The organism is uncultured Eubacterium sp. (genome assembly GCF_934295145.1).
In the GTDB taxonomy this organism is placed as follows: Bacteria; Bacillota; Clostridia; order Lachnospirales; family Lachnospiraceae; genus Eubacterium_I.
This window is the reverse complement of the sequence record NZ_CAKRAS010000037.1, coordinates 17,527-28,917: the sequence shown is the minus strand read 5'-3', so window position 1 is coordinate 28,917 and position 11,391 is coordinate 17,527. Positions and strand designations below refer to the sequence as shown.

At 44.7% G+C, this 11,391-nt stretch carries 11 protein-coding genes; all 11 read right to left on the bottom strand.

From position 1 onward, the window contains the following. Positions 1 to 4 precede the first annotated feature (4 nt). The 11 genes from Q0I54_RS08785 to Q0I54_RS08735 all read right to left on the bottom strand — a co-directional run bounded on the left by Q0I54_RS08785 (position 5) and on the right by Q0I54_RS08735 (position 11,132). A complete protein-coding gene (locus Q0I54_RS08785) occupies positions 5 to 703 on the bottom strand; it encodes a type IV secretory system conjugative DNA transfer family protein (RefSeq protein ID WP_353886667.1) in 699 nt (232 codons plus the stop codon). Further along, complete coding sequence (locus tag Q0I54_RS08780) at positions 700 to 1,203, bottom strand: PcfB family protein (RefSeq protein WP_288617612.1); 504 nt, start codon at positions 1,201 to 1,203, stop codon at positions 700 to 702. Before Q0I54_RS08780 ends, Q0I54_RS08785 begins: the two co-directional genes overlap by 4 nt. Then, complete coding sequence (locus Q0I54_RS08775) at positions 1,184 to 1,963, bottom strand: phage antirepressor KilAC domain-containing protein (RefSeq protein WP_288617614.1); 780 nt, start codon at positions 1,961 to 1,963, stop codon at positions 1,184 to 1,186. The genes Q0I54_RS08780 and Q0I54_RS08775 overlap by 20 nt, the downstream gene beginning before the upstream one ends. Beyond that, the gene (locus tag Q0I54_RS08770) at positions 1,926 to 2,231 is read right to left on the bottom strand and encodes a hypothetical protein (protein WP_288617616.1); all 306 of its coding nucleotides are present in this window, start codon (positions 2,229 to 2,231) and stop codon (positions 1,926 to 1,928) included. Before Q0I54_RS08770 ends, Q0I54_RS08775 begins: the two co-directional genes overlap by 38 nt. Continuing rightward, a complete protein-coding gene (locus Q0I54_RS08765; RefSeq protein ID WP_288617618.1) occupies positions 2,212 to 2,385 on the bottom strand; it encodes a hypothetical protein in 174 nt (57 codons plus the stop codon). Before Q0I54_RS08765 ends, Q0I54_RS08770 begins: the two co-directional genes overlap by 20 nt. 86 nt (positions 2,386 to 2,471) lie before the next feature. Then, positions 2,472 to 5,042, bottom strand: a complete 2,571-nt coding sequence (locus tag Q0I54_RS08760) for a collagen binding domain-containing protein (protein WP_288617619.1) — start codon at positions 5,040 to 5,042, stop codon at positions 2,472 to 2,474. Positions 5,043 to 5,065: 23 nt separating this feature from the next. Continuing rightward, a complete protein-coding gene (locus Q0I54_RS08755) occupies positions 5,066 to 5,650 on the bottom strand; it encodes a hypothetical protein (RefSeq protein ID WP_288617621.1) in 585 nt (194 codons plus the stop codon). After that, on the bottom strand, positions 5,647 to 6,627 hold the full coding sequence (locus Q0I54_RS08750) for a class C sortase (protein ID WP_288617623.1): 981 nt from the start codon (positions 6,625 to 6,627) through the stop codon (positions 5,647 to 5,649). The genes Q0I54_RS08755 and Q0I54_RS08750 overlap by 4 nt, the downstream gene beginning before the upstream one ends. Further along, positions 6,624 to 7,574, bottom strand: a complete 951-nt coding sequence (locus Q0I54_RS08745; RefSeq protein WP_288617626.1) for a class C sortase — start codon at positions 7,572 to 7,574, stop codon at positions 6,624 to 6,626. Before Q0I54_RS08745 ends, Q0I54_RS08750 begins: the two co-directional genes overlap by 4 nt. Beyond that, positions 7,567 to 10,116 carry a SpaA isopeptide-forming pilin-related protein gene (locus Q0I54_RS08740; RefSeq protein WP_288617627.1) on the bottom strand — a complete coding sequence of 850 codons (2,550 nt, stop codon included), beginning with the start codon at positions 10,114 to 10,116 and terminating at the stop codon, positions 7,567 to 7,569. The genes Q0I54_RS08745 and Q0I54_RS08740 overlap by 8 nt, the downstream gene beginning before the upstream one ends. Positions 10,117 to 10,481: 365 nt before the next feature. Further along, positions 10,482 to 11,132, bottom strand: coding sequence for a sigma-70 family RNA polymerase sigma factor (locus Q0I54_RS08735; RefSeq protein ID WP_288617629.1), 651 nt, complete (start codon positions 11,130 to 11,132; stop codon positions 10,482 to 10,484). Positions 11,133 to 11,391 lie beyond the last annotated feature (259 nt).

The following is an 11,391-nucleotide window of genomic DNA, read 5'->3' as shown; positions in this document are numbered from 1 at the left end:
CAGTTCACAGAACTGATTGAAACAGCGCTGTGCGCCGCCTTTTCAGCGGCGAACAAGTCGCACGATTGTAGTGCATGCTCTTCTTAAAATTGATCGTATTGATGACTTTAAGCTTGTATCCATGACGGATCAGCATGTTCCCGCATTCCTCTATGATAGTGCCTTTCGGATCTGTGACAACATAACTGACTTTCTTTCCCATCTGCATAAGATTCGGCTTTACATAAAACCTTGTCTTTCCAGAACCGGAACCACCAATCACCAGCACGTTTTTATTTCTGGCGTACTTTGGATTCTTTGGGCGGCTGTTCATGGTCAGCCGCTCCGTCTTGGTAAGGATGATATTATTTTCAAATTTCCGATCCATGTAGGGTGCAATATCTTTTGGTGTTCCCCATCTTGCCGAACCATATTCTGTACCTGGTCGGAATTTTTTTGCATTCTTTCTGCGATACAATACGATCAGTCTTATGACCAATACGGTTACTGCCCCGGCTTCCAGATCCATAAGCTGCCAGCTTGGCTGCAGATTGGAAAATGCCAGTTTATAATTCTGCAGCAATACAAGAATTCTGCCAAGCAGGTTTGGTCCCCTGCAATAGTGAAACAGCCACGCCAGTTTATCTGCCACATAAAACAGGACGACGTAAGGAATCACCGGCAGAATCCTTTTTGTTATACTTATTCCCTGACCGGATCTCATCGTGACTGCCCCCGGTCTTTCTGACGCTGTCTGGTTCTTTCCCGGTGCTTCTGTGCAGCCCTCTTTCTGTAGGTCTGCAATTTCTGTACAAGAGACGGTTTGCTTTTCTTCCGCAATGTGACCCCAGCATATTCTTTAAATGCCGCGGTCATTACTTCGGCATCTCGGGCTTTAAAAAATACCAGATATTCCGGCGGTGTCTTAGACTTATCCCGTTTTAAGCTGTAATCAATCCCATACTTTCTGGCTACCCGGTCAAAGTCTTTGATATTTTTCTCTGTGACCGGAATATTGCTCAGCTCTGCACCCTGCTTGAGCAGATCTTTTAAGGACTGCTTCCCGGTTGGTACAGACTGCTCCTTGCGGTTCATCCGGCTCATCTGTTTACTCTGCCTGTGCTCATACAGATATTTCCGCATGGCTGCTTTTAACACATCACTGCTCATATGGGTTGCCTTGATACACAGTCCAACCACTTTCTCATTTACTTCCTCCTGCATTTGTGTTCCCCCTTTCGATCATTGGTACAATCCCTTCCTTTTTCAAAAAATCATATAGAAATCTCCTGCCCTTCTGCGTCCATTCCGTCTGCATCCGGATGCGGATGATCTCATTTCCGCTTTTTACGGAATACGTCGTGCTATGTACATATCCTTTTCCCTGATAGGCTGCATATAACACCCACTGGTCATTTGCCTTGTATTGGATATTATAATGATGGAGTAGTTGATTGAATGCCCGGGCACTGTAACCGTAGTCTTTGGCAATCTGTGTAGTCAGCACCAAAGACGGACACTGCAGGATCTCATCCAGATAGCTGACCTTGGGTGCCATCTCTTCTATCATCGCCTGCTGTTTGATGACCTCTGATCCAAGCATGTTACACTTCTGTTTCAATTCTTCCTCTGATTTTTTTGCCATCTGCAATGCCCGGCGCATAACCTGTTCCGGTGTGTTCCATGCTTTTTCCAGATCAAGGAAATACTGACGGTACAAGCGACCAAGTTTATTTTTCTGTACCATACAGATCTGCTTTGCCATATCCACACTGATCTGATAATCAACCAGATTCTGCCCGCCGTTAAAACCGCTTCCCAAATTTGGGAAGCACTTTTCGTAGTCTGTTTCTACAAAACCAAACTCCAGCATCCGCTCCATCCATGTGGTAAATCTTGTTTTGATTCCCAAGCATTCATGAAGTTCCCTGGCAGAGACCGTCATCTTATCTTCCCCGAAATTGACTTTCATTAATTCCTTCATCGTTTGCTCTCATCTCCTTTAACAATCGGTCCATGCAATATCCGATACAAGGGGCATGCCTGCCATACGGGCAGCCCGCACAGCTTGGCTTTTTATCTGGCTTGGCATATTCCCGCTTCTTTCTGATCAGATAAAAACATTCCTCATTCCCACAGCCCTGTTTTTGTCCCATCCACCAGTAACAAAACGTGCAGGATGCCGGTTTACTCTTTCGGTAATCCGCTCCCGGAATACAGCTTTTCGGATCATTACATACGCTTCTGCTCATAGTGTGTTCCCCCGGTAGATCCAAACCTGCAATCCCGGTCTTTGATCCCCATCCGTTTATCTTCTCTGGCACCCATCCGGATGCAGCACCAGAATACAAAAGCATTTAATGCGGACAACATTAAAATGACTGCTAAAAATATTTTATGGTACATTGTTTTTTCCTCCTGTGAAAACAAGCGCCTGCAGCTCACACCACAGACGCTTATGTATTCTTATTCTTTCTTTTTGTATCGTGATTTTATGCTCTGCTCTTTTTTCTGTATAAGAGCAGTCCTGCAGCGACCATTCCACCGGAAATTGCAAACAAAAGCAGCATCTGCTGTGGATGTCCGCCGGTGATCGGCATTTCAAAATTTGCGGAGTTGTCGATCGTAAAAGTCAGATGATAGAAACAGTATTCCCCGGTTGCTTCCTCATAAACAGCCTGACTGATATCTGCTCCATTCGCATCAATCTCCTCTAATGTCATCTGCATTGGCAGATCTGCTTCCAGATTATCTTTCAACAGGGACATGCCATCTACGGTCTGTACTTCTGTGATCACATATTTCTGTGCAAACAACTGATCCCATACAATCTTTCCATCCGTATCGGTAATAGCTGTATAAGTATCACCGTCTGTCTCTCCAACCATTTTAAAGGTTACGCCCTGCAGAGGTTTTCTTCCTCCATCTGTTGATTTCTTATAAATGGTAATGGAGCCTTTCCATGGTTCTTCTTTACAGGTGAAAGTATTGGTCTCTTTTGCCTTGACTTCCACTGTATGGATGCCAAGTTCATCAGCCCCATCCTGCTGGCTGCCATCGCACAATTTATAGCCTTTTGATGCTTTCATTTCTTTTACATAATAAGTTCCCCGGACAAGTTCTACCGTATTAGAAGTTCCGGTTTCATCCGTTGTCAGCGTTGCTGCCCGGTTCTTATCCTCAGATGCATCCTTTTTGCTTTCGTACACGCCATATACCGCACCTTTAAGGCTGTAGTATCCATTTTCCGGATTTAAGGAACTGTCAGCAGATACCTTATTCAGTTTCAGATATCCGGTGGACGGCTCATCCGTATAAGAAATCTCAACCGCTTTGGTCGTAAGGTCAAAAGTCTGTTCCCAGACCTCTTCATTCAGTTCGTATTTATCCGGTGCTTTGACTTCGACCACCTTCCAGGTATGCTTTGTATTCGATTTTAAGGCTTCCGCCTTTGCCGGTAATGCATCGGTCACTTCCTTTTTGGCTTCCGCATATTTTGCTGACCAGTTTTTATAATCCAGGACATCCCTGGATGCCTCAACATAATCAGACCATACCGCATCCCCTTTCCACTGATAAGCTGCCTTTCCATTTTTATCTGTGGTGACACTGGATACCTTGGTATTGTCAAGATAGATATCAAATACCGCACCTTCTAACACTTCGCCGGTATCTGCATCTGTTTTATTGATATCCAGTTCCATACTTGGATATACTGCAGTTCGTGCCTTATAGTGTGCTTTCAAATAAGATGTTCGTGAAAACACCACCCGGATGCTTCCATAGGTCGGTGTGATCGCGTTATTCCACGCACTGACCGCCTGATATCCGCTTCTGATGTAGATCAATACCGGTTCGCTGCTGTTCGGGATCGCATTCTTGTAATAATTGATATTAATGGACTTTCCTGCCATATTAGCATCTGATTTGATCCAGATCCCGTTGTTGGAACCATCCCATCCTCTGGTCACCTCTACATTTGACGGATTGATAAATGAGGTATCACCTACCACGTTGTTGGTATCTTTCAACCAGTAAGACTGACCCGCTGTAGCATAGACCGTCCATCCATTAAAAGACGGAAGTTTGTTATAATTGAAAAACTTTGACCATATATCAGCGATTGCTGCATCGACTTTTGCCTTGTTGTCAAGATGGCCACATTTATGAGTGGTCTTATGTGCACCATCGGTCAGTACATAACGTCCTGCATCTCTTGCACTTTCAGATTCTTTGATTTCTGACCAGATCAGATCCTGTACCAGTACATAATTACAGTACCCGTCACTGCCAAAATAATTTTTTGCAAGGTATACTGCTTTCGTTAAGTTATTAGTCTTTGAATAACTCCAACCATATTTATCTTTGAGCCACTGTGCCGCATTTCCGTTATACCCTAAGGTATAATTTCCACCTGCAGAACCGATGTTGATGGACGGTTCGATACACCACACCCATTGATTATTCAGTGTCAGCAGAGATTCGGTACAATCAAAACTGCCATCTTTGTGATAACACGCAAACAGGTTCTGTGCTTTATTCAGCGTTCCACTGGCTGCCGCCCTTGCCATCATGCGTTCCTCTCCATTCATGGAAACCGCCAGTGGTATATCTGCCCCGATCATTGACAATACATCATCTGTGTTTTCCTCTGAGTCGTTTTCATTCACAGTCTCAGAAACAAACTGTGCCATAACCGTCACATTGGATTCCGGCATCTCGAAATATACCTGATCTGGATATTCAGCTTGTGTGATCTTGTTCCCATCCTGGTCAGTGAGATCCAGTAATGTATCGGATGCATCACGCACATCCAATATTGCTAACCGGTACCCTTCCTCCGCTGTGATCTGCATACAAATCTGCCCTCCCGGGATCAGACTGACATCGTCGTCCAATGCAACGGTTCCATGATCCACGTCTGCCACTGAAACCGTATAATATGGTTTTGTTTCCGGCTCCGCCGCCATTGCCCTTGTTGTGATCAACCCGATGCCGAAAAACAACAGAATCCCTAATCCGCAGATGAGCAGGATATTTAAGATTCGATTCATTTTTTTCATCCGACTCCATGCCTCCTTTCTGATTACTGTGCGTTACCGCCAGTGAAATAATATCCATAAGCAGCACCATTGAAGTTGAAATCTACGGCTCCGCCTTTTACATACCAGATACCATTTTCATTCTGTGCGGCACCGTTATAGTCAAAATTCACCTTGCCATCCTGGATATACCACCAGCCGTTTGCATTACTGGCCAGTCCAATATAGTTAAAATCAACCAGACCGTTTCGGATCTTCCACCAGCCATTTGCATTTTTGGCAACGGTATCCTGTGTAGAATCAAATGCCCCATTGATGATATATAGCCATCCGGCATCCGGTGTGACTCCGATCGTATCTTTTACGATATCTGTCTTGCTTTTGCTGATCGTTCCATTTACCACCCAGAAGATCCCGTTTTCAGTTTCAACCAGTCCGGTATAATTGGATGCGATCTTTGGCTCATCGATTAGGGTATTCCCGGTTCCATCATCCTGCTCCACCACCTTCCAGGTCATGGATGCTTTCCCTGTTTTTTCCGCTTTTGAATCAACCGGAGCAAGCAACAAACATACAGCTGCCAAAGCTGTCATCATCACTGCGATCCGCTGTAATACTTTCTTTTTCATCCTGTTTTCTCACTCCTTTCCCGTTTCTTGAGTTTCCGATTACTGATAAACGCAATAAGCGCACATCCTAAAATCAACACTGCACATATTCTCCTTGTAAGATCTTCCATCCGGATATCCTCCTTAGAGGACACTGCCTGCTGGTCTGCCATCTGCTGTTTCTGATTCTGCCATTTTGTACCCGCTTCCATTTGTTCTGTACCAGAAGTTGTTGTATCCCTGACGCAATATACAACATATCGTTGTTTTCCATGGGAACGGTATGGATGGCAGGTGATAAGCGTCACCATATTTTTCCCTTCCTGGATCTTTAACTTTTCACTGTCTGTCGGTGCAATGATAGCGACAGACTCCACCCGATACGTCAACTTCTCCCATGGATTGGTAAGATAGACCGGATCACCTGCTGACAGATTTTCAATCTCTTTAAAATATCTTCCTTTTTTCCAACCACGGTGACCTGCGATAACACTATTCGTATTTATGCCACCAATCGGGATGGATGTCTCACCAAGAACCGCTGCTCCCTGATCCATATGGCTGTAAGAAGCGCCAACATACAAAGGCAACCGGCAGTCCATGGCCGGGATCTCAATATAACCGAACATCCCGTCTTTCAATTCTTTCATTCCGTCTGGTGCCTGCTCCACTGACCAGGCATCCTGAAATGTTTTCTGTCCTTCCTCATACAGTTTCCGGTTATACTCTTGTCCCTGCATCAACAGATCCTCTGTCCCTGCTATGATACCGTCTGTATCAGACCGATCATCCTGTCCGGATCCCGTATCTTCACCTTTGGGATTTGTAACGCTTTTCTGCAGCCTTTCCTCAAATTCCTCAATCAGTTTTGTATTTGCCTGTTCCGTCTGATGTTCCCGGATATCCGGATAACATATGATCAAAGCTCCGACTAGCATCGCAAGAATCCCGATTACTTTCCCTTCCTGATATCTGTGTTTCTTTGTTCTTTTCTTCATCTGCTTTTTCTCTTTCTTCTGACAAGGTGGTATCCCTTTACCGAACCACTGACTGCCAGGATACTGAATGCACTGATCATCAATGCCTTTTTGTATGCCTGCATCCATTGTGACTCACCGGTAGCTTTGCATTCCTCCTGTGCCTCTGCTAAAACCGGATCAGAATACTCCGTCCGTTCCCCGGTCACCACCAGGCGGTGCGTATTAACGCCATACGGGGTACAGGTAAGCAGAGATACCAGATCTCTTCCATTATCAGCCACAAGGCTGCTAGTATCTTCCGGCAGGATCACCTGAATCTCACAAACCCGATATGCCAGAACTTCATCCAACACATGGATAAAGAACAGATCCCCTTCTTCCAGTTCCGTCAAATCACTGAACATTTTTGACGCATTGACTCCGGTATGTGCTGAGATCACCGGGCGGTTCCCAATGCCGCCAACCGGCAGTGCAGAACCTTCCAGATGCCCGGCACCTTTCTTCAAGACTTCCGTGGATGTGCCATGATAGACAGGCAGGTAAACATCCACTTTCGGGATCTCTACAAAACACATCAGTCCGGAACCATCCAAATCCAGGGTGGACTCATAGGAAATATCATTTTCCCTGCCTGCATCCACCAACTCAAAGGGATCTGTCAATGCCACCCTGCTTTGTGCCAGCTTCTGGTTATACAGCTTTGCTTTCTGCAGGATATCTTCTAATTCTGCCTGATCTGTATTTTCTGTCTGCTTTTCATATACTTCAACCTGGGAATCAATAGAATTGGAATACAGCCAGTTACTGAACCATGGATACAACATACATGTGACACCGATACATACCAGTAAGACCGCCAGGATCATTTGTTTTTTCTTACCCATACTGCTTTTTCTATCCTTTTCCCGGCATGCATAAAAACCGGGCAGTTTTCCCTGCCCGGCTCCTTTGATCCGTTTATTCATCAATTTCGATATCCAGTTTTTTCTTGCGGCTCACAAGATAACAGCCACCGGCAACAGTGATCGCACCCACGATCGTTACCAGATATAATCCTTTTCCACCCGTCTGTGGGAGAAGGAAGCCTTTGGTATTGTTCACTGTCAGAAGGACGGATGCATGCTCAGATCCATCTTCTGTTGTCATGTTTGCTTCGATCTGGTCTACTGTGGCAGATGCCTTTTTGATCGCGCCAACGTACAGATCTGTCTTTCCGATGGTACGTCCATTTGCGTTTTCCATGTTTGGTCCGCCTGCAAGGTCTCCGGTCAGTTCATCCAGCTGACTGCTGACCAGATTTCCATTTTCATCATAAATGCCACCATGATAATTTTTCACGATCTTTTCGACTGCAGCTGCATCCATTCCGGTCACACCTGCAACAGATGCGATCACATCCCTGTCAGTTGCAGAGATATCGATCACGATCTGGTCTTTCAGAAGATTATAACCGTCATCGGTCGCAACTTCTGTCAGCTGGTACTTATCTGCTTCTGTTCCTTTCACCAGCAGCTTTCCGCTGTCAGCATTCGGGACAAAACTTGTTGCTTTGGACTCATCGGTGGTTTTTCCGGTGACATAATAGACTCCATCTTCCTCTGCGGATTTTTCTGCAACCACATAATAAGCATCTGTGCTGTTGTACAGTTTGAACTGTACGTTTTCAAATTTTCCCTTATTATCACTGAATGTCTTGGTCAGATCCAGTCCATAAAAATAGACATAATTGCGGTCCTCCAGCATATTGTAATATCCATCGGATGTTCTGCTCCAGATCAGGTCAACATTATTCTGGTTGCCTTCATCACCCAGGATCACAGAGTCATCGGAATGGACAGTTGCAGTATAATACACAACCATATAGTAATCCGACAGGCCATCCAGGTTCTCTTTTCCTTCCGGATTATTGGTACCAGAACCATTGATCACACCCAGGCCATCCTCTGTCATGGTCACTTTCAGCCGGGTTTCCCCGTTTGTTGTCACCGCTCCGGTATTTGGATCCTCTACTGATACATCCACATATTTCTGTGAATAGTCATCAGATGCAAGGTTCCACAAAAGCACTGCATTTTGGGTATTATTGGCATTCGCATCCTCCGCCTTGTCATAAAAAGCGATCTTAACATCCTTATTATAAGAAATCCCTTTTGCCAAAGTATCTGTAAAGGTATACTCGCTCAGGAAGGTCGCTTTGGAACTGATATGCGGGAGCTTTGATACAAGGATATAATCCAGGACATCTCCTTCTGATGCTGTCGTTGTATCCCTGTACGAAAAATCCTCACTGTAACCGGCTCCGCCTTTTCCGGCGGTAACACCATCTGCCGTATAACCGCCTCTGTTGGCTACATACGCTGCATCGGAAGTATCTGCCGTATTCTTTGCGTTGGTGTCTTTGTTATAAACGACCAGTGATTCCGAATTATTTTTTGATACATAGTCACTGCCTTTATGTACGGTTCCATTTTTATCTGTACCTGATACAACATCCGCTTTTGCAGAAACAGTATTGCTGTAAGCGTTTCTTACACTTTTATCCAGTGTCGGATTTCCGGTCTGATTCTTCGGGTAGACTGTCATGTCATATAACCACTGCTCACCGCCGGATGTATGTGCCTTTGTTCCCTCTGCAGAACCAGAATTTGTCACGCCATCTTCATTATGGCTGCCTTCTGTTCCATAGGTCACTCCATCGGTGCTTGTCTGTGCGCTTTCATTCGTAAATGGAAGCTGGACGAACCATGGATTGACGGTCTCTACTACATTTTCTGGTGTTTCTGTCTCCACAAACAAATATAATCCAAGCTCCAGATCTTTCGCTGTCGTAGTACCTGTCTTATCTGTTTTTGGCATGTTCACCACACCTTCCGCCGCGGTCTGGTCTGTGGTAGAATCCATGGTTCCATAATCATACAGATAACTTTCCAGCGCATTCTTTGCAGCTACATTATCTGCTTTCAGAATGTCTGCCAGTGCATCTGAAATCTGCTGGCTGGTATAATGATATACCCCTTTGTTATGGCATGGATGCGCCTCTTTTTCAGAAGTCATATCCACCACATCTGCTTTTGACAAGCCAAGAATGGATGCCAGTTTTTCCGGGATCTCATACACCAGTTTGATCTCTGTATCTGTTCCGTTATTGACACTGTGCGTTTCTACATTTCCCACGCGCAAATAAGAAAACTGCACCCCTTCGATTGCATAATCGGAAAGTGCATTTTCCACTTTGCTATCCTGCTCACCAGTTGCCTTATATGTACCGGCTTTGTAGTCACCGGCTGCTTCCGCCGCTGTGATGTCATACTTTTTAATGGTGATCGATCCTGTCCTGGATTCATCCACAATATCCGCATTTGCCAGATCATTTTTTGTCGCGGTATTATTGGTTGATACGGTAGAAGTCGCTGCCATGGCAGAAATGCCTGATGTAACTGGTGCGATTCCAAGCGCTGCGATCATTGCCATTGCTCCTAATCTCAGTAATACTTCTTTCTTTTTCATATTTTTTTGATTCCTTTCTTTGTAGGTTGCTGCTTTTTTCGGCTGTTTGGGACAGTTACCCGCCATATAGCAGGTAAGATAACAGCACATGCATACAGCGGTATCCATTGACACCGCTGCACAATCTACTGTCATCTAAAAAATGAAATATAAGCATTACTCCTGTGTTCTTCCCCGGATCCGTTCCTGTTTTGGTTTCTTATTTCCAAAACGTATGCACTGAGAAGACACGCCGATGCACATTCGACTCAGGTATCATTCCGGGCAGGTTCTTCAATTTTCAAGGTGCATGGGAAAGTATCTCAACTCCCCTTTCACCTATCTTTTGCCGCACCGGGCTTATACAAATACTTTTTGAAATTTTTTTACTTTTTATTTCTCATTCGGAACGCACAATCAGGCTCTTCTTCCAATAATCTTCTGGATTTTTTTACCGCTGCCCGGATCAAATAACTGATGTTCTGCTGTGTTACCTCAAAAACTTCCGCGATCTGCTCCTGGGAAATCCCTTCCACGTAATAAGCAAGTAAGATTTCTTTCTCCTGTTCATTCAGAAGCAGCATGAGTTTATCCAATGTCTCTTTCCTCATAACAGACTGCAACAGATCCATGCTTTCATCTTCCATCAGTTTCCATTCTTCTGAAATTGCACTGTAAGATACCACTCTGTGGAAGGCATCGCGTGTCCGCTGGTTCTGTGCCAGCCGGTCTTCCCCTTCTAAGATAAGGCGCAGATACCACGCTTCGTCCTCAAATACTTTTTCATACACAAGATTCTGGTGTTTTCCATCCTCGTAACTGTATGAGTTGCATGTATGTAAAGGAAAGATCGTGATACGCCGGAAGTTCCTGTACACTACAAGACCGTTGTCATACACCATTACTTCCGTATCCGGATCGATCACCTCTTTTACCACAATTTCACACCCTGATTCCCGTAACTTTTTATAAGTCGGAACACGATCCATCTTGCCTGTCTCTGGTATCATTGCTTTTAACTCTTTTAATTTCAGCATCCTGACCTCTTTCTGCCATATGGCCCAGGTGGTCAGGTCTGTGAAATAAGGGCAGCAAAAGCAGTCCCAGACTCACCCGTTTTTTTTTAACGGAAGTCTGCGACTCCTATCACTGCCCTTTTCATCTTTTCTCAGTATTTTTTTATCCTATGGACCTCTCATAAATACTCCTCCTCATATATCGTTTGCTGTACGGCGCTTATACAAAAAATTCTGCAAATTTTTCAAAGGTATATATACGTCACTTTTTTATCTACGG